Annotated in this window: 20 protein-coding genes; 2 read left to right on the top strand and 18 right to left on the bottom strand. The window is 34.2% G+C overall.

The features are described 5' to 3' along the window. Positions 1 to 2 precede the first annotated feature (2 nt). Positions 3 to 1,058 carry a phosphatidylinositol-specific phospholipase C1-like protein gene (locus FLACHUCJ7_RS19305; protein WP_180910095.1) on the top strand — a complete coding sequence of 352 codons (1,056 nt, stop codon included), beginning with the start codon at positions 3 to 5 and terminating at the stop codon, positions 1,056 to 1,058. Positions 1,059 to 1,323: 265 nt separating this feature from the next. Here FLACHUCJ7_RS19305 and FLACHUCJ7_RS19300 read toward each other — a convergent pair whose 3' ends face one another. After that, a complete protein-coding gene (locus tag FLACHUCJ7_RS19300; protein ID WP_180910094.1) occupies positions 1,324 to 3,270 on the bottom strand; it encodes a metallophosphoesterase family protein in 1,947 nt (648 codons plus the stop codon). A 318-nt stretch (positions 3,271 to 3,588) separates the two neighbouring features. Between FLACHUCJ7_RS19300 and FLACHUCJ7_RS19295 the strand changes: the two genes are divergently transcribed. Continuing rightward, positions 3,589 to 4,332 (top strand): carbonic anhydrase family protein, encoded by a 744-nt coding sequence (locus tag FLACHUCJ7_RS19295; RefSeq protein ID WP_180910093.1) that lies wholly within the window; start codon positions 3,589 to 3,591, stop codon positions 4,330 to 4,332. Positions 4,333 to 4,800: 468 nt separating this feature from the next. Here FLACHUCJ7_RS19295 and FLACHUCJ7_RS19290 read toward each other — a convergent pair whose 3' ends face one another. The 17 genes from FLACHUCJ7_RS19290 to FLACHUCJ7_RS19210 all read right to left on the bottom strand — a co-directional run bounded on the left by FLACHUCJ7_RS19290 (position 4,801) and on the right by FLACHUCJ7_RS19210 (position 16,706). Next, complete coding sequence (locus tag FLACHUCJ7_RS19290; protein WP_180910092.1) at positions 4,801 to 6,432, bottom strand: leucine-rich repeat domain-containing protein; 1,632 nt, start codon at positions 6,430 to 6,432, stop codon at positions 4,801 to 4,803. Beyond that, positions 6,413 to 6,640 (bottom strand): hypothetical protein, encoded by a 228-nt coding sequence (locus FLACHUCJ7_RS19285; protein ID WP_031457109.1) that lies wholly within the window; start codon positions 6,638 to 6,640, stop codon positions 6,413 to 6,415. Before FLACHUCJ7_RS19285 ends, FLACHUCJ7_RS19290 begins: the two co-directional genes overlap by 20 nt. 2 nt (positions 6,641 to 6,642) lie before the next feature. Next, positions 6,643 to 7,053, bottom strand: coding sequence for a hypothetical protein (locus FLACHUCJ7_RS19280; protein ID WP_031457108.1), 411 nt, complete (start codon positions 7,051 to 7,053; stop codon positions 6,643 to 6,645). Between the two features lie 100 nt (positions 7,054 to 7,153). After that, positions 7,154 to 7,345 carry a hypothetical protein gene (locus FLACHUCJ7_RS19275; RefSeq protein WP_031457107.1) on the bottom strand — a complete coding sequence of 64 codons (192 nt, stop codon included), beginning with the start codon at positions 7,343 to 7,345 and terminating at the stop codon, positions 7,154 to 7,156. A gap of 20 nt (positions 7,346 to 7,365) precedes the next feature. Then, the gene (locus FLACHUCJ7_RS19270; RefSeq protein WP_180910091.1) at positions 7,366 to 9,042 is read right to left on the bottom strand and encodes a hypothetical protein; all 1,677 of its coding nucleotides are present in this window, start codon (positions 9,040 to 9,042) and stop codon (positions 7,366 to 7,368) included. Between the two features lie 387 nt (positions 9,043 to 9,429). Then, positions 9,430 to 9,621 (bottom strand): hypothetical protein, encoded by a 192-nt coding sequence (locus FLACHUCJ7_RS19265; RefSeq protein ID WP_180910090.1) that lies wholly within the window; start codon positions 9,619 to 9,621, stop codon positions 9,430 to 9,432. Between the two features lie 33 nt (positions 9,622 to 9,654). After that, positions 9,655 to 10,995: a hypothetical protein gene (locus FLACHUCJ7_RS19260; protein ID WP_180910089.1), complete on the bottom strand. Its 1,341-nt coding sequence runs from the start codon at positions 10,993 to 10,995 to the stop codon at positions 9,655 to 9,657. Positions 10,996 to 11,044: 49 nt separating this feature from the next. Then, positions 11,045 to 11,476, bottom strand: a complete 432-nt coding sequence (locus FLACHUCJ7_RS19255) for a hypothetical protein (RefSeq protein WP_180910088.1) — start codon at positions 11,474 to 11,476, stop codon at positions 11,045 to 11,047. Positions 11,477 to 11,479: 3 nt separating this feature from the next. After that, positions 11,480 to 12,256 (bottom strand): hypothetical protein, encoded by a 777-nt coding sequence (locus FLACHUCJ7_RS19250; RefSeq protein WP_180910087.1) that lies wholly within the window; start codon positions 12,254 to 12,256, stop codon positions 11,480 to 11,482. Beyond that, entirely contained in the window at positions 12,253 to 12,714 is a 462-nt protein-coding gene (locus FLACHUCJ7_RS19245) for a hypothetical protein (protein WP_180910086.1), read from the bottom strand. The genes FLACHUCJ7_RS19250 and FLACHUCJ7_RS19245 overlap by 4 nt, the downstream gene beginning before the upstream one ends. Next, positions 12,704 to 13,561 (bottom strand): nucleotidyltransferase, encoded by an 858-nt coding sequence (locus tag FLACHUCJ7_RS19240; protein ID WP_180910085.1) that lies wholly within the window; start codon positions 13,559 to 13,561, stop codon positions 12,704 to 12,706. Before FLACHUCJ7_RS19240 ends, FLACHUCJ7_RS19245 begins: the two co-directional genes overlap by 11 nt. A gap of 1 nt (position 13,562) precedes the next feature. Further along, positions 13,563 to 13,862 carry a hypothetical protein gene (locus FLACHUCJ7_RS19235; RefSeq protein WP_180910084.1) on the bottom strand — a complete coding sequence of 100 codons (300 nt, stop codon included), beginning with the start codon at positions 13,860 to 13,862 and terminating at the stop codon, positions 13,563 to 13,565. Then, positions 13,840 to 14,208 carry a hypothetical protein gene (locus tag FLACHUCJ7_RS19230; RefSeq protein WP_078226449.1) on the bottom strand — a complete coding sequence of 123 codons (369 nt, stop codon included), beginning with the start codon at positions 14,206 to 14,208 and terminating at the stop codon, positions 13,840 to 13,842. Before FLACHUCJ7_RS19230 ends, FLACHUCJ7_RS19235 begins: the two co-directional genes overlap by 23 nt. Next, on the bottom strand, positions 14,208 to 14,711 hold the full coding sequence (locus tag FLACHUCJ7_RS19225) for a hypothetical protein (protein WP_180910083.1): 504 nt from the start codon (positions 14,709 to 14,711) through the stop codon (positions 14,208 to 14,210). The genes FLACHUCJ7_RS19230 and FLACHUCJ7_RS19225 overlap by 1 nt, the downstream gene beginning before the upstream one ends. Further along, a complete protein-coding gene (locus tag FLACHUCJ7_RS19220) occupies positions 14,711 to 15,676 on the bottom strand; it encodes a late control protein (RefSeq protein ID WP_180910082.1) in 966 nt (321 codons plus the stop codon). The genes FLACHUCJ7_RS19225 and FLACHUCJ7_RS19220 overlap by 1 nt, the downstream gene beginning before the upstream one ends. Positions 15,677 to 15,693: 17 nt before the next feature. Beyond that, the gene (locus FLACHUCJ7_RS19215; RefSeq protein WP_031457094.1) at positions 15,694 to 16,284 is read right to left on the bottom strand and encodes a DUF6046 domain-containing protein; all 591 of its coding nucleotides are present in this window, start codon (positions 16,282 to 16,284) and stop codon (positions 15,694 to 15,696) included. Then, positions 16,284 to 16,706 carry a hypothetical protein gene (locus tag FLACHUCJ7_RS19210; RefSeq protein WP_180910081.1) on the bottom strand — a complete coding sequence of 141 codons (423 nt, stop codon included), beginning with the start codon at positions 16,704 to 16,706 and terminating at the stop codon, positions 16,284 to 16,286. The genes FLACHUCJ7_RS19215 and FLACHUCJ7_RS19210 overlap by 1 nt, the downstream gene beginning before the upstream one ends. Positions 16,707 to 16,789 lie beyond the last annotated feature (83 nt).

Genomic DNA, 16,789 nt, shown 5'->3' with positions numbered 1-16,789 from the left:
TTATGAAACGAATTCTGTTTACATTTTTAATTACCACAGCAGTAGCCTACACTTCTACTGCACAAAGCGACGATTTAAAAATCAATCAGCTACAGGTTATTGGTTCGCACAACAGTTACCGCCACGCCATCGAAACCGATTTGTACAATTTCATTCAGGCAAAAGATACTTTACGTTCGCTAAAAGGTTTGCAATACACTCATATTAGCCTCACAGACCAATTAAACAAAGGTTTGCGTAATCTTGAAATTGATGTTCAGGGTGATTCTCAAGGCGGGAAATATGCACATCCAAAAGGTTTGGATCTTGCAAAATCTAAAGAAGCTTATGACCCAAATGGGGAAATGAAAAAACCGGGTTTTAAAGTTTTTCATATGATCGATATCGATTTTAGAACCTCTTGTTACACGCTTCAAAATTGCCTTGCCGAATTAAAAAAATGGTCTGATGCCAATCCGGATCATGTTCCTGTTTTCATTACGCTGGAACCAAAAGATGATGACAGTTTTTTAGGCACAAAAGCAGAGAAATTTACGCCCGGGTTATTTGACGCTTTAGACAAAGAACTTCGTAAAGGCTTAGGAAATAAGTTAATCACACCGGACATGGTGCGTGGAAAATACAAAACCCTTGAAGAAGCGGTTTTAAATAACAACTGGCCAACACTTAAAAAAGCAAAAGGTAAATTTTTATTTATTCTGGATAATAACGGAGCCAAAAGAGATTTGTATGCTTTAAATCATCCGTCACTAAAAGGCAGAGCGGTTTTCATCAACGCTGAACCCGGAAAACCGGAAGCCGCAACTTTATTCAGAAACAATCCTGAAGATTCAACAATTACAGATTTAGTTAAAAAAGGATACATTATCAGAACCAGAGCAGATGCTGATACCAAAGAAGCCCGTGCAAATGATTACACACATTTTGAAACAGCCAAAAAATCAGGCGCACAAATCATTACAACAGATTATTATTTGCCAAGTACGTTCTTTGATTCTTCTTATCAAATTAAATATGATGACGGGACGTATGTTAGAAGTAATCCGGTGAATAAATAATTGTTTCAGGTTTCAGGTTATTGTTAGACTTGAAACCTAAAACAAATTTAGCCCAAAATATGTCATTTCGAGGAACGAGAAATCACATTAGAAGCTCGACAAAGATTGGCGATATACTTTGCGGAGTTACTTGTGTGATTTCTCGTTCCTCGAAATGACAACTTTATATTTCAAGCTTGGAATTATTTTAGGCAGATCTTTATTTGATTTATCTAATTAAAAATCTGCCGAATCTGCCGAATCTGCCGAATCTGCGTAAAAAAAATCACCTCTCTTTACGGTTAACAACCCCACTCTTCAAATTCACTGTAAAATGATCTGCCGGAATTTCGCGCATGAATTTATTGAAGATGATTAAAAACAAACGCAATTGCTTCTGTAAAGGTTTTTCAATTGCATTATGGTCTTTATAATTTTCAAAATACAATTGGGATAACAATTTGTATTGTCTGGCTCTCGCCTCTCCAACATCTGCCAAAGCCAGTTCATCTGCACTTCTGAAACGATAAAAATCGACTAAAAAGTCGTAACCGTTCCAGTTGAAATCTGTTTTTTTTAGTTGATTTTCAGTTACGAATTTATCTGTTTTGATTTGAGCTTCTGCCCATTCTTTTTTGAGGACTTCTTTATTTTTCAGAATAAAATCAAAATCTTTATCAGTCTGAATATTCGCCAGAACCAATAAATCTTTACCGGAAACATTCAGGAAAAAATCTTTAAACGCAAAAGGCCAGTCATCTTTTAGAAAACGCAGCCGTACTAATTCTTTTAAATGAAAATCGGTAAAATCATGATAACTTTTGGTTTTCAGAATATCGATATTCCAAATGTCTTTGGTATTTTGACTTTCCAAAAACTGATATTCCATTTTATATAAATCGAAAAGTTCATCATAACGCTGAACATTATCTATTGTGATGGTTTGAATATCGACCAGATTGTCTTTTTTGATTGTCAGCAATTTATATGCCGGAATATATGCAGCCAATGAAGGTGTCTGAATATTGACCAGAGTATTTCCCTTTGCCGAAGTCCGGATTCCGGTGTCGTTGATGTGCATGTGACCGCCAAAATGAATCTTCAGTCCGGCATCAGCAAAAACCTGCGCCACTTCTTCAACCGGAACACGGTTCAATTGCCATTTGTTTGGTCCTAAAAGCTCCTTTATTTCTGAAGAAGCATCATCGTTAAAATCAATCATCGGAAAATGACTGAAAGCAATCAGTGTTTTGCCCTGTTCTTTGGCTTGCGCCGAAATAGCTGCGACCCATTTTATCAGATGTTTTTTGTTCGAAAGCACGTTATTATAACCCGTACTCGCTTCAGAATAACTTTTAGAATCCTTTGGATCAGCATCGTTTTTCTTTGGTATATACACATTTCCGTCAATTGCCATCAGCCAAAGCCCTTCCACAGGTTCAACCACATAACTCACATCCGGAACTTCGTAGCCCGCTGCCACACTGTAAACCCTGTTTGATAATTCAGCTGCTTTTTCAGCCTTTTTGTAATTATAATTTTTGCTGGTATAAGCCGCAAAAGGTGTTGACCAGAATTTGTATTTTTTATCGGGATAAAAACCAAAATGTTTTAATCTGTCTGTAATTCCTAAATAACCCATTTTAGCAATATCGGCAGTAACCACTACAGGCTGTTCGATAGTTAAATTCGGCTTATACAATCCGTCTTTGCTGTAAATGGGTTGACTTTTACCCTCTTTTCCTAAAAAATCTTCTTTACCGGATTCCTGAGCAAAAGGTCCAACAGGATCATGATTTCCGGTTGTGATAAAAAATTCAATATTATATTTTTTTCGGTACTGGTCGAGAATTTTTTCCAAACCACGTACGTGAATGGGCTGCCCATCATCTGTATAATCACCCGGAAGTGCTACGTATTTTATATTTCGCTTTACAATATCTTCTAAAGCTGCAATGAAAGCAAAATAGTTTTCATTAAAAATTCGGGTCGAATGCAGCTGTGAAGCCATTGTTCTGGCTAAAGTATATTTACCGGTTTTAGGATTTAAAACCCCTTGATATTCATTATCTGATAATTTTCCGAATAAATCCTGCAAGTGCACATCTGATAGAAAAGCTATCTGAACTCCGTTAAGTGAATTTTGTTTTTGGGCTGAAATTGGAAAGTTGAAAAAAACGAAAAACAGAACAGATAAACAGTTTTTATATGAAGAAGTAATTTTTAGAGTCATAGATTCAGCTTTCAATGGAATTTTTAAAGAGTATGCAATTCTATTGATTAAAATCCAAAATACGTTTATCCTATTGTTACCGAATGATAATTTTTATGGCTTATAATTATTTCTTACTGCAGAAAACCTCTTACATCCTGTCTTAAGTGAGTTAGCAAGATAACAAAAGTGTAAACAATTGATATTAAAATAGTTATTTTAAAAAAATACTGATTTTAAATTAACAATTACTCTAAAATATAACACAAACATTATATATTTGTAAATTCAGTAACATGATTATTCTTACATTAATTTTAACTTTTAATCACACCAAAAATGAAAAGAAAAATTCACGCAGTTTATGCAGCCTTAGTGGCAATACTAGTACTTTTTTCCTGTAATGGCTCAGGAAAAGAAAAAGACTGTCCACAAATTACTCCTGTACCAACTCCCTTAAGAGAGCGGGTTTTAACTGCAAAAGAGCAAGCTGCTTTAACACCGGATGCAGTTATCAAAAGCCTGAAAGAAGGCAACAAACGATTTTCAACCAATAATGTTACAGCCAGGGATCATTCTGCAATGGTACGAAATGCTGCTCCTGGACAATTCCCTAAAGCGGTAATTCTTTCCTGCCTCGATAGTAGAATTCCGGTAGAAGATGTTTTTGACAGAGGTATTGGTGATCTTTTTGTAGGACGCGTGGCCGGAAATTTTGCCAATACCGATTTATTGGGAAGTATGGAATTTGGGTGTAAACTTATGGGTGCAAAAGTAATTCTTGTGTTAGGACATGAATCCTGTGGCGCCATTACAGCTACTATTGACGATGCTAAACTAGGCAACATAACTGCAATGTTAACCAACATAAAACCGGCAGTGACTGCATCACAAAACTTTAAAGGAGAAAAAACTTCAAAAAATAAAGAATACGTAGCCTATGTTTCAAAAAATAATGTAATCAATACTATAAAAACTATCAGAGAAAGAAGCCCTATTTTGAAAGGACTGGAAGATAATGGTCAGATTAAAATAATTGGAGGTTATTATGATATGCATACCGGAACGGTAACATTTTTATAGTATTAAGTTTTGAAAAAATAAAGAAAAAACCTGCAAACTTAAATATTTACAGGTTTGTTTTTTATTAGGATTTTGAAAAATCTGTATGTTCTTTTTGCGCCTCCTCTTTAATATAACTATACGGTTTTATAGTTAATTTTTATAATCGGAAAAACAAGAAGTACATAAAAACAGAGCCAAAAGTATCCAAAAAAAGTCAATACAAATTGTATGCTTTATTAATTTACTTTAACATTATCTAATACTTATAAGGATTATATCAATATAACTAGCATTATAATTAACTGTAGCGTTCATAGTTTATGGTATAAGCACCTATGAAATGGATTACTCTCCTGATAATTTATACATATAGCAAAGCCACCATTAGAAGACTTTTTGTCTTTCAATGGTGGCTTTGTGCTAAATTACAAGAAAGTATTAAATTGTTGGAGGGCTTTTTTAATTCCTACCCTCCAAGGAATTCAATTAAGCGTTTATAGCCCATGATTTAGCAATTAAAGCGGTATATGTTGCCGTACCTATCATTGGGTCTGTTGTCGAAGCCCCCTGCATATATCCGCCATTAGGAACATTTGCGACCCAATCAGCCCCAGCCCAGCCCGTCGAAGTAATACCTGTAGCTGATAAACCTAAATAATTTAAAGCGTTCATTGGACTTTCAGGATTAAACTCTGTTAATAATGGGTTTTGGTATAAGCTTATTTGCTCTACTGTGCTTAAATCACAATCAGGATTAAATGTTGTTAACTCCGTACATCGCCCTAGATGAAGCTGTTTTATATTATAAATACCATTTACAGGGTTGAATTCTGTTAATTTTGTTCCGTTAAGATTCAAATGATTTAACGCCGTTGGCAATGGTTGTGTTGGAGAAAATTCTGTTAGAAGTGTGTCTGCTAAAACCAACATACCAACTGTTGCCGGTAATGCGTTAGTCGGATTAAATTCAGCTAAAGGATTACCTGATAAATCTAGACCGTACAAACCTGAAGGCAACAAATATGTAGGGTCAAAATTCTCTATATTATTATTAGCTAAATTCAAAGTCTGTGTCGAATTAGGCAGTTCACTGTTAAAAACAGTCAGTACATTTCCAGATATTTGAATAGAAGCAAACCCTTCAGGGAATATCATTGCAGGAAATTCCGTAATGTTGTTGTTGTTTAGCTCCAAGACAAATAATAATGGAGGCACATGTGTCAATTCAAAAGCCGTAAGTGCATTATTACTAAGTATTATTCTCTCAACTGAATCAGGTAAAAGAGGGTCAAAAGCAGTTAACGAATTATAAGACAAATTCAAATGATTAAGCTTAGGCATTGATGTTGTTGGGTTGTAAGTAGAAATATTGTTTTTTTCTAAGAACAAATTATATAATTCAGGAAAGCCGTTTACAGGGTTCCAGTAAGTTACATTATTTTCATTTAAATTAATAGTTTGCAGTTGAGGTAATTGTTCAACCGGATTAAAATCAGACAAACTATTCTTTTTAAGGTCTAATGCAGTTAAATTACTAAGTTCACTGGTTGGGTTAAATACTGTCAGGTTGTTATTCTCTAAGAATAAGCTAATAACATTCTCACAACCTTTGAAATCAATAGCTGAAAGATTCATTCCGCTTAAATTAAGATAACCTGCTATAGGTGAGCTTGTATTTAACCTAACGATACTTTCAACAGAATCAATTGTTACAGATTCAAAAAGTACAGAATTCCCGTTGTTTGTTAAATAATCATTCCAATTAGAAACATTTCCAATGTCTGAAATACCAAAATTTGAAGCAATATTTTCTAACGTATCGCTAAATTGTAGTTTAAGAAAAGCTGTTGGTTCTGGAATGTTTACAACCTGAGAAATATATGCTGATTCTGAATCCCCAGAGATAGGCTTTCTATAAAAATCTCCAACTGTAAGCCCTGCCGCAAGAGCTTCACCGTTGTTATTATATTCGCCTTTGATTTCGATACCACCACCAAGATCAGTAGAGGCAATTTCTTTTACATTTCCGTCAGAATCTCTAACCAACACTTTATCTTCTATCGTGCCAGGGTCAACTTCTTGAAAGTTTAAATGTGTTTTAAATATCTGTTTTGCCATAATTAAAAGTTACTTCTGAAATTTCTGTTGTGTCTGTTTGCTCAGATTTAATTGTCTTGCTAAATCTGAATATTCCGTCAATAAATGATAATGTTACTTGCTCATTTTCATTTTCGGAGTTGGTAATTGTAAGGCAATCTTTTTTTAGAATTTGCCTCAATTGTTTAAGTTGCTTTTTAAGCTTCTTAATTTTCTTTTTGCTTGACATATTTAAAATTCTAATTGACTGTATATTTCGTATCCATCCAGTAAATTATCGTCACCTCCTACATAAATACCCTCTATTTTTGTATTTTCGACAATCCCGATACAATAATCCCCGACTTCTTTTATTTCATTATTTTCATTTCCAGGTGCTTTAAAAACAACCATTTCGTCTGACGGAATTATTCTAGCTTTTTTTATTGCTTCCGGGTGTGCATCTGCGGCTTCTAAATGATTATCAAACGCTTCTTTATCGGCTTTTTCACTCAATAGTTCCGTAAATCCCTCAATAGATGCAGGGGGTATCAAATCATATTTATGAAAATAGGAATCCTGCCACGCCCAAAACTGTTCCTGGGGAGGTTTTAGCCCATTTAAAAACCAGTTTTTTAATATATTTTTTTCTGTAATTGCCATAATTATTATTTTTCAAATTGCGATAGAATTGATTTCACTTACTGACCTGCTCTCGCTATTGGATGGCTTTTTTTTATTCCTGTCTCCACTGGAAAATCTTTTACTTTTCTTCTTTCGAAAACAAAGGCGTAACGCTTGGCAGTACGGCCGATAATACTAACCCAGCCAGTTTAATTCTGTTAATTGTTATTAATGAGAACCCTACACCTTGTAAAAGGTCAAGTTTTGTGTCAATAAAGCCTGTTAAGACAATTAAAATACTTGCGATTACGGCGATTTTTTGTTTATTCATACTTTAAAATTATTTAAGTTTTAAGGAACGACTGTAACTGGATATTGAACCCAACCTGTTGATGTTTTTTCATAAGTCAAAGCACCACCTGAAATAGACATACAATGGACTCTTAAACCAATACTACCATTTGGGTAAGCCGTATTTAAATCTGACTGTGATAAAGTTGTTGTTGTCAGATTGGTTTTAGCTAAATCATCAGTCGTAGCAAAAACGTAACTTCCTGATGGTTTTTCAGGAAATTTATAAGTACCAAGACCATTGGTATCTCTGTCAAATAATAGTGTATTTCTTTTATCTCCGTTCCAAGAACCAAACTCTAATCTATCTATAAATAACGAAAGCAAGCTTTCTCCGTTATTTATTACTGAAACATTGCTACCGCTAATCTGAGTACTATTATTATTACCATTATCATTTATAGTTAATATACTATTATCGGCAACACTACCAGCATCTAATACTTGTTGTAATGTAGGCACCTGTAAATCAATATCATCTAAGGTTGCCAAAGTGTAAGTTCCGGAAGGTTTAGCTGGAAAATTAAAAAGTTTATTATAACCTCCCCCTATATTTCTTATACCATCTTTATAGATAGTCACATTGTTATTTCCGGTATTATCTCCTACGTAAAATTGGCCACCCCCTCCCGAGGTACTGCCTGGCGATATAGAAATACTACCTACAGGAGAATTCATATTAAAATAAGTGCTTCCAGTGTATGTGGTATTCATCTGTATAAGTGCATTAGTAGTTGAATTACCTGTGTCAATAACTTGTTGCAAATTCTGAGAGCCTCCAGAAATATCATCCAGTGTTGCTAATACATGAATACCAGATGACTTAGCCGGATATCTTAATGTCGAAATTGAAGTTGGTTCTTCAAACTCTATGGTTGTAGAAGTTAAATTAGTGTTTGCATATTTTAAATTTAGTTTCCCATCAAGTATTTTTACTTCACTATTAATAGCATCATTTGCCCCAAATAAGAATGCATTACTATTTCCTACATACAAATCAGAGTATTTCATTGAAGTATCATTGGATGATCTAATTCTTGAATATTTTGAATTATTATTAAATCCCTCTAAAAACCTTACAAAAGAATTTCCGGCTGTTGCTTGATTACCAGCTGTGATTACTTGTTCTAGTGTTGGAGAATCTCCACCACCGGTGATGTCTATATTTCCAAATTCATCAGCATATTGTCCATTGATTGAAGTTACAAATGTCGAGTTGAAATTTTCCAAAACAGGTGTTGGCAACCCTAAATTAAGGTTTTTTCCATCTTTGGTGTAACGAATACCACCATTTGAATAACTTGTATCTCCACTACCATCATATTTATAAATCCTGAAAAAACCATCTTGATGTGAAGTATATTGTAATGGGCTAAGCAGCCTAAAACCATCTTGAAATATACCATCAGTTCTATTAATCCAAATAGGAGTATTTTCAACTATATAACCATTGTTTAAAATTTCTTGCAAAGTTTGTGCACTGCCACCACCAAACTCACTTCTTGGAACATATTTTAAAATTTTATCAGCCCCACGAACGATTACACTATCAGCCTTTGAAGTACTAGCCGGCACTGAATTTAATTCTAACGGCTTAGCAAAATAAGTCGTCGAAATTGTCTGAGCCGATAAATTGAATGTGACGGCCAGCACTAAAAATAAAAGTAGTTTTTTCATATTTTTTTGTCAATTAGTATTGTTTTGAGAGTTTGATTTGTAACCTTTTCAATTTTTAAATCTCCATTTTTCAAACTGATTAGCGCTTTCAACAGATGTAGGCAGTATCAAATTATATTTATGAAATATGACTTAATACTGCCGCGCCCAGAACTGTTCTTACGGATGTTTTAGACCGTTAAAAACCAGTTTTTTAATATATTTTTTCTGTGTTTGTTTTTAGATTGCGATAGAATTGATTTCACTCACTGATCTCCTTTCGGATTATAGTCTCAGTACCTACACGATATTTACATCACAAAGTATCATCAACATTCAGATCTTCTGTAAATGCCGTTAATTGTTGGAGGACTTTTTTTACTTCCTGCCTCCTTAGGAATCTTTAAATTACTTTTCTGTCTTAGAAAGTGAAGACGTGATACCCGGCAATAATGCTGACAACAACAAACCACCCAATTTGATTCTGTTGATTGTGATTAAAGAGAAACCAACCTCTTGTAAAAGGTCAAATTTTGTATCGATAAAGCCTGTTAAGACGATTAAAAAACTTACTATTACAGCGATTTTTTGTTTATTCATATTTATTAAGTATTTGATTATGGATTACAAAAATTAGTGAGCAACCCATTCTGTGCCGTTAAAGAAAACAGGACAAATAATATTTCCACCACCAACAATTGGAGTCAGGTATGCAGGAGATGTTGCATCCAATACTGTTGCATAAGCAGTATTAGATGGAGTTGGTAAATTTTCGACAATAAACTCACCTAATGATGCTATTCCTGTTATTAAGGTTTTATCAGATTGGATAATTAAAGGGCTTGTATTACCTCTGTTTTGTAATTGTATACCACTTGGATTCATTGATAAGCCTCCATAACTTCCTGCATTTAAATCAATTCCACCAGAAGTATTTTGTATATAAAAAGGAGAAGAGGATACCGCCGTAAGAGTTGAATATTGTTTGCCTAAATTCAATCTACCGTTACCACCGCCTTCAAAATTTATATACCCTGTATCTGAGTTATTATTAGAACTTATATACATGCCATTACTATCACCAAAATAAAACCCATTACTGTGAGAATAAATTAGACCAGTTCTAATATCTCCATTTTGAATAGCAGAGTAATCATTATAAAATTCAATTACTTGAGAAATTTTAGGTATTCCCACAAAATTAGTAGTACTTTGATTTATTTCTCCATTAAAAGTCACCTTGGGAGCCCATAAGGTTAGACCCGAATTATCTATATTAATAACTCCGTTACTTCCAGTTATACTTAGGTTGTCAATATTACTTGCAGCAGAGCCTTCATCTAATAACTCTTGTAAATTTTGAGAACTACCACCGTCTGTAGAAATTTCTATATTTCCAGTAGAGTCTGCTCTATTACCATTTATAGAAGTTATTAAATAATAGTCATTATCGCTAATCGGGGCGGGAAAATGCATATTACTATTGCATACTGGTGTATCTATAGTTACTTTAGTCCTAAAAGCAGAATTATCAGTACGTTGTTCCAAACTAAGTATACCTTCATTAAAAGATATAAATGATTTCTTCGTATCATAACCACTACCTAAATATAAGTTATTCTTACTCATACCAAACTCACCATATCTTTGACCATCGAATGATCCTGCCCAGAAATCTATATGATTATTATCTTCTCCGAATATTTCTACATAATTACAATCAGATCCTTCACACCATTCAGCGTAAGCATCTTTATTTAGAACATCTTGTAAGGTAGATGAACCACCAAACTCACTGCGAGGAACATATTTTATAATTTTATCAGCTCCACGAACTAAAACACTATCAGCCTTTGTAGTACTAGCCGGGACAGAATTCAATTCTAACGGCTTAGCAAAATAAGTCGTCGAAATTGTCTGGGCTGATAAATTGAATGTGACAGCCAGCACTAAAAATAAAAGTAGTTTTTTCATATTTTTTTGTCAATTAGTATTGTTTCCTAAGTTTGACTTGTTTGAGTATTTATTCATAAGATGATTTTAGCATTTCGTCACCACCATTCCAGTTTCCACTAACCAAAGAACCTTCAATCCATCCCACGCAATAATCACCTATAGCTTTTACTTTTTGATCTCCTTCAGGACTTGTTTTAAATACCTGTACCTGACCATATGGAATAATTCGGCTTAATTCTATCAGCTCGTAATGCGCATTTAAATCTTCTACATGTGCATTAAAATCTTCTAGATGCGTATTAAAATTTTGTAGATGCGAGTCAAAAGCCTCCTTATCGGCTTTGCTATTCAATAATTCCGAAAGTCCTTCAATAGCTGTAGGTGGTATTACATCATACTTGTGAAAATAGGACTCCTGCCACGCCCAAAATTGTTCTTGAGGAGGTTTTAAACCGTTTAAAAACCAGTTTTTTAATATATTCTTTTCAGTAACTGCCATGATTTATTTTTTCCAGATTGCTATATAATTGATTTTAGAAGTTTCTCTACTCTCTGAATTATTGCAAGTAACCCTAATTCTGTCAGTTCTTAATTCATAATGACACCACATGGTATCGTCTACATTTACATCTCCGGCAAATGCTATTTTCGCAATGCTAGGCATAAATGCTTTTAAATTAGCCATCACAAATCCATCGGGAGGTAAAATGTCAGCATAGTTTTTACTGAAATCATACTCATTAATTCCAGTTTGTCTGTTAGTAGTTGTTAAAGTTCCGGTCTGGTAAAATTCCTGTAGGTTTTTCTGAGCACCTGTTTCGATTGTAAGCATTTTGGTGTAAACAAGTGCAAACGCATCTGCCAAAGCATCAAAAGAAGTCTGATCAGCTTTTCCTAATAATCCGGCAAGAATATCTTTCGTTGCAAACCCTCTTTTAAAGTCAGCCCAGTCTATTGAGTCAACTCCACTGCCAAAAGTCACATAACGTGTTTTTACAACCGGGTAAGAATTATTGTTTTTATAAACCAAATTTGTTGCATCTTCTTTAATGATGACTTTAGTTTGCACCACTCCGCCACGAAATTCAAACACTTCACCATTTACATAAACAACTCCGTTGCTAACATTTGATCCTGTCAATTCACAACCGGAAATAATTGTTTTTTCGCCCACGATATTTCCTAAAGCGTTGAAGATAGAATAAGCTGTTTGCATTCTATCAAGCGAAGTTTGATTTAACGGATAACCATTAAGTAGCGTAAAATCCTGCTTATTCATATTGTAATTATTTTATAAATTTTTCCAGCCAGCGTGTAAAATTCGAGTATGGCTGTAATCTTGTTTATTTTGTTCATAATCTCGTTTGGTACGTATACCACAAAGTCAACCATTTCACCACCTTCTGTAAAGTCTAAATCAAGCCACACAGTGTCCAGGTAATAGTCTAAATTTTCAACAGGTGTATAAATATAGTTTTCGCTTAGTTGCGGCACGTCCTGAATGTAAATCCGTCTTAATTCGGGATCGCAATTGTCGTTCAATGCACCTCGTAAATAACAGCGCTGGCCATTATAATCCAATTTCTTCAAATTAGTTTCTCTCATTCGTAACCAGCTATAATGTAAACTTGCTATCGGTGAAACCAAAGCCCTTACATAACCAAATAATACCGGCTTACGCAAAAAGGTGGGCAAGAGTAACAACACCAATTTATCCCAATCTACTTTATACCACATAAGTCACATTATCAAAATTAAGCACCTTAAAATAGCCACTATCGGGAACTGTTTTTACAGTAATAGGCTGTGGAGTTCCATACACTCCGTTGCTGTCCATAATTTGGGTTTCGGCATTGACAATGTTTGGAATTTTCACACCTTCTACAAGCTGTAACTTATCAACCAAATGCGCCAGAACCAACTCACCATTAAAAGGCAGCTCTTTCATGTACTCCAAAATTGCATCTTCAACAGGATAAACACCACCACCATCAGATAATATTCGCATTCCGTTTTCATCTAAAACCAACGGATCACGGAATATTTGAATATTTAAAATCAAAATATCCGGCTCTTTGTTTATCACAATGTATTTTACCCCACAGTCGGTAATTTCTTCGATGTAAGCATCAAAAGCCGCTTTTTGGGGTATAGTGATTGGTGCCAAAACTCCGGCTGATTCTGAGGCAATTTTTATCAAAAGCTGACCTCCGTTTTTTGTAACAGCACTGTATTTTATGATTTTTGAATTTTCAACAATGTCAGGATCAAAGCCTGTATTATCGTATTTATCAGTATCAGCAATCAAATCAAAGTCAGTACCCAAGTCAAAACCGTATTGAAATGCTAAAGCCTTTGAACGATACCAGGACGGACGATGAGGGAATTTTTGTTCTATGATGTCTTCTACTTCTTTTTTGTGGGTGTCAAACAAGGTTTCAAGAAACCAATGTTTGTATGAAATTATAAATACCCACAATCTATAAATAGCGACTTTACTTGGTGAATTTAATGCAGTCAAATTCTCATTAGCTGCAATTGCATCAAACATTTCTTTTTGTATAGCTTCTATTGTTCTTGCCATTTTATCCTACTATAAAATTTGAATTTATTACCATTGTACCAATTCCAACTTCTGGTATAATATTTTCGCTATTCAAGCCATTGAAACCTGTAGCAATTATTAGATTTTTGTTATTGAAATAATCAACTTTAACTGTATCCAGCAAATCACTTTCCAGAACCTCAATAATTTCACCCGGTGTTGGATCATCGGTTATTGAAAGTCCATTTTTAAAAGCAATAGTAAAGGCACTAATTGGTGTCCCTATGTTCTGAATTGCTATATCAAAAAAAGATTGATTATGTAAGATTTGCTTTTGCATTGTCTTTAAGTATTCGGTTTTCTCGCTTTAATTCGATTATTTCCTGTTGTTGTAGTTTAATCTTTCTGTCTTTTAGTTTTAGTTCCTCTTCCAGTAATGAAATTTTCCGATTCATCAGATTTTCAAATTCTATGTATCGGGTTTCATATCTGTTTTTGAGATCATCAAGAATTTCTTTATAATGTCCTGATAACCTAATATCATTTTCTATGGCAGTTGTTTCGGCATTTTCTTTTGCCTGCAATACATCAACTTGATATTTTGACCTTGTAAAAAGAAATGTAAAAAGACCGGTACCGCCAATAGCAGCCAGAATTGAAGAAATAAAAACTAAAATATCATTCATTAAACGTCATTTAAAAACTCATTAAATCTATTTTTTACAGCCGTAAACTGTGCTGCATTTACTAATGTTGTTGTATTACCTGCACCTCCTGTAGTTGTAACCAAAAAACTCATGTTCTCTACAGCGGTTAATAAATCGGAAACCAAACCTTTGAGGGTTTCATTTTCCTTTTTCAATAAAAAGCCCGCTTCAGTAATTTTAAACTGAACCGTTTTAATTTGAAGATCTAAACTTTCTATCTCTGAGTAAGATTCAACATATAATCTTTTGATATCCTCTTTTATTGGACTAACCAGAACAGAACTGCCAACAGTGGGGAACAAGAAAAATTTATTTTTATTTCCATCAATTACCGACGATAATTGAACATCTGTGTATTTTATTTGATCATCTGATACCACACAGGTTCCTTGTTTTTTATCAACCGAAATTACATTTACCGGAAATGTATCAACATCCCGCTGCATAAGTTTTCTAAATGCATCTTGTATCTTTTTATCCATTACAAACGCTTACCAATTGTTACTGTTCTTCTTGCTCCACCAGTTCCAAACGATGTGACTACTTTTTTAATAAAATAATCTCCCTCACGTTTAGGGTGCTCACTGTCAATAAATTTTGCTTTCATACCTCTTGTCGCAAATGGAATTAAGAAGCTTTTTACATCGCCATCAAAACCATCATACTTTAGCTTTTCAAGTTCAGCGTTTGCCATTTCTTCAAGTTTTTTCATGTCTGAAATGACAGACGTATGATACTCTCTTTGTTCACCGTCCGGATCTCCAACTTCAACACTTTGACGTTTGTTTTCTTTATCGATGTATGTATATTTAATTTTAATTTTTCTGTCTTCCTTGCTTTTAAATTCAAGGTTATTTTCGACAACATTAAAATTTAGATTATAGACGGCAGTTTCTCCTATGTTGGTGAGTTGCTCCAAACCGCAATACAGTTTACCTTCATCCGTAATAAAAACAGACATCAACAAATCTTTTTTAAGACTTTCTAAAACTTGCGCTCCATTAGCATATGTTATGATCCATTTGTTTAATTCAACATAATCAACAGGTTCTGCCAATTGAACCGGAGTATCTTTTACAACTTCCTCAAGAATTTCTTTCATCGTTGTTTTCTCCCATGTTTTGGTAATACTTTTTCGTCTTAACAACCAAATTGCATCTTCACAATGTATTTCAAGCGGTATCTTAGGATTAATCTTTTTTACATAGCCTGTAAATTCAACACCTGAATACTTACTCTCATAGCCTAATGTAATCTTTACCGGATCACCGACCTTGATTGCGTTTTCAGTATATTTTTGCTCGCCATTTTGTTTTACTTTAAATCGTGCCGGTAGTTTAATGATGGCTGTGTCTGCCATATCTTCGACCGATTTTGTAATTACAATTTCATTTACAGCATTAAATATAAAATCGCCTATTTCAACCTTTGCTTCGAGTATAAACATATTCCAACAGATTAATTTTAGTTTGGGGTTGTTGATTTCTTTTCATTTAAATCGGCAAAAAAATCAGTATCAGAAATCGCCTTAATGCTATATTTTTGTATGCCTGATTCGCCTATCATTTCATCAAACTGGATATCTTCAATTACTAGGCGTCTAATGCCGAATAGCTCAAAAAAGGCATTTTCTTCAATCTCAAGAGCATCATTTATATTAACCAGCTCATTTAATGATTTAACCTGATCTGAAGGATATATTTCAGGATCATCCTTGTCAACGCAAACCCCTTTAATTGATATCACATAATCATCAGTATTTATATACTCTTTGACCGTTCCTTTTTTATACTTTCCAACCGTTACAGTTTTTACAATTGTTTTGGTAAGTCCTATTGAAACTAACGGTTCATTGGGTAACACAAATATTTGTCCTTTATAAGACAACTTTAGCTGCATGAAATATTTTGCTCCTAAAAGCTGATTTGAGTTTATAGCACTCAAATCAGGCAAACCATATTTTTTTTTGTTCATTTTCCACCATTCGGGAAAATGTGGGCCGGTATAATCCAACGCAGCCCTTACAAGTACTTCTTTAATATTAAATTGTGCCATTAGTCCGTTTGCATTTGATTTACACTGTTGACAGCTCTTAAGATCATTTCCTGAACTTTTTCTCCTAAGTTTTCGATTCCTTTTTCGGTGCTTTCAACAAAGATTTTAGTATCGTCCTGAAGCTTTTGAATATTGATTGTTAAGTGAGTCATTTTAGAACCTCCGGATACAATTGAATCAGATTGGCCCTTGATATCCTCGCCTTTGATATTCTTGCTTTTGTCAGCTCCGGCAGTAAGTCCTTTTTTCTTATTTAAATAATCGTCATAAGCTCCTGTCTCACCATCTTTTTTTGCTTTGGCATTACTAAACCTGTCTTTTAATTCCTGGAAATCTCTTTTAATTCCGTCGCTATCAACTTTAATTCCTACCTGGCTAAATTCCTCTTTAGCTTTAGCACCACTATTGGAAAAACCGGTCAATTTGACCACCTAATTCCGGAGTAAATTGACCACCCGTTCCGGAGCAAACTGACCACCTAATTCCGGAGCAAATTGACCACCAA

It is taken from the genome of Flavobacterium salmonis (assembly GCF_903819435.1).
Taxonomy (GTDB): domain Bacteria; phylum Bacteroidota; class Bacteroidia; order Flavobacteriales; family Flavobacteriaceae; genus Flavobacterium; species Flavobacterium chungangense.
Note: the sequence above shows the minus strand (reverse complement) of the source record. Positions and strands in the feature narration are given on the sequence as shown.

Excerpts from the sequence above, each read along its gene's own strand:
- FLACHUCJ7_RS19305 (WP_180910095.1), top strand. The coding sequence starts at position 3 with ATGAAACGAATTCTGTTTACATTTTTAATTACCACAGCAGTAGCCTAC.
- FLACHUCJ7_RS19300 (WP_180910094.1), bottom strand. The coding sequence starts at position 3,270 with ATGACTCTAAAAATTACTTCTTCATATAAAAACTGTTTATCTGTTCTG.
- FLACHUCJ7_RS19295 (WP_180910093.1), top strand. The coding sequence starts at position 3,589 with ATGAAAAGAAAAATTCACGCAGTTTATGCAGCCTTAGTGGCAATACTA.
- FLACHUCJ7_RS19290 (WP_180910092.1), bottom strand. The coding sequence starts at position 6,432 with ATGGCAAAACAGATATTTAAAACACATTTAAACTTTCAAGAAGTTGAC.
- FLACHUCJ7_RS19285 (WP_031457109.1), bottom strand. The coding sequence starts at position 6,640 with ATGTCAAGCAAAAAGAAAATTAAGAAGCTTAAAAAGCAACTTAAACAA.
- FLACHUCJ7_RS19280 (WP_031457108.1), bottom strand. The coding sequence starts at position 7,053 with ATGGCAATTACAGAAAAAAATATATTAAAAAACTGGTTTTTAAATGGG.
- FLACHUCJ7_RS19275 (WP_031457107.1), bottom strand. The coding sequence starts at position 7,345 with ATGAATAAACAAAAAATCGCCGTAATCGCAAGTATTTTAATTGTCTTA.
- FLACHUCJ7_RS19270 (WP_180910091.1), bottom strand. The coding sequence starts at position 9,042 with ATGAAAAAACTACTTTTATTTTTAGTGCTGGCCGTCACATTCAATTTA.
- FLACHUCJ7_RS19265 (WP_180910090.1), bottom strand. The coding sequence starts at position 9,621 with ATGAATAAACAAAAAATCGCTGTAATAGTAAGTTTTTTAATCGTCTTA.
- FLACHUCJ7_RS19260 (WP_180910089.1), bottom strand. The coding sequence starts at position 10,995 with ATGAAAAAACTACTTTTATTTTTAGTGCTGGCTGTCACATTCAATTTA.
- FLACHUCJ7_RS19255 (WP_180910088.1), bottom strand. The coding sequence starts at position 11,476 with ATGGCAGTTACTGAAAAGAATATATTAAAAAACTGGTTTTTAAACGGT.
- FLACHUCJ7_RS19250 (WP_180910087.1), bottom strand. The coding sequence starts at position 12,256 with ATGAATAAGCAGGATTTTACGCTACTTAATGGTTATCCGTTAAATCAA.
- FLACHUCJ7_RS19245 (WP_180910086.1), bottom strand. The coding sequence starts at position 12,714 with ATGTGGTATAAAGTAGATTGGGATAAATTGGTGTTGTTACTCTTGCCC.
- FLACHUCJ7_RS19240 (WP_180910085.1), bottom strand. The coding sequence starts at position 13,561 with ATGGCAAGAACAATAGAAGCTATACAAAAAGAAATGTTTGATGCAATT.
- FLACHUCJ7_RS19235 (WP_180910084.1), bottom strand. The coding sequence starts at position 13,862 with ATGCAAAAGCAAATCTTACATAATCAATCTTTTTTTGATATAGCAATT.
- FLACHUCJ7_RS19230 (WP_078226449.1), bottom strand. The coding sequence starts at position 14,208 with ATGAATGATATTTTAGTTTTTATTTCTTCAATTCTGGCTGCTATTGGC.
- FLACHUCJ7_RS19225 (WP_180910083.1), bottom strand. The coding sequence starts at position 14,711 with ATGGATAAAAAGATACAAGATGCATTTAGAAAACTTATGCAGCGGGAT.
- FLACHUCJ7_RS19220 (WP_180910082.1), bottom strand. The coding sequence starts at position 15,676 with ATGTTTATACTCGAAGCAAAGGTTGAAATAGGCGATTTTATATTTAAT.
- FLACHUCJ7_RS19215 (WP_031457094.1), bottom strand. The coding sequence starts at position 16,284 with ATGGCACAATTTAATATTAAAGAAGTACTTGTAAGGGCTGCGTTGGAT.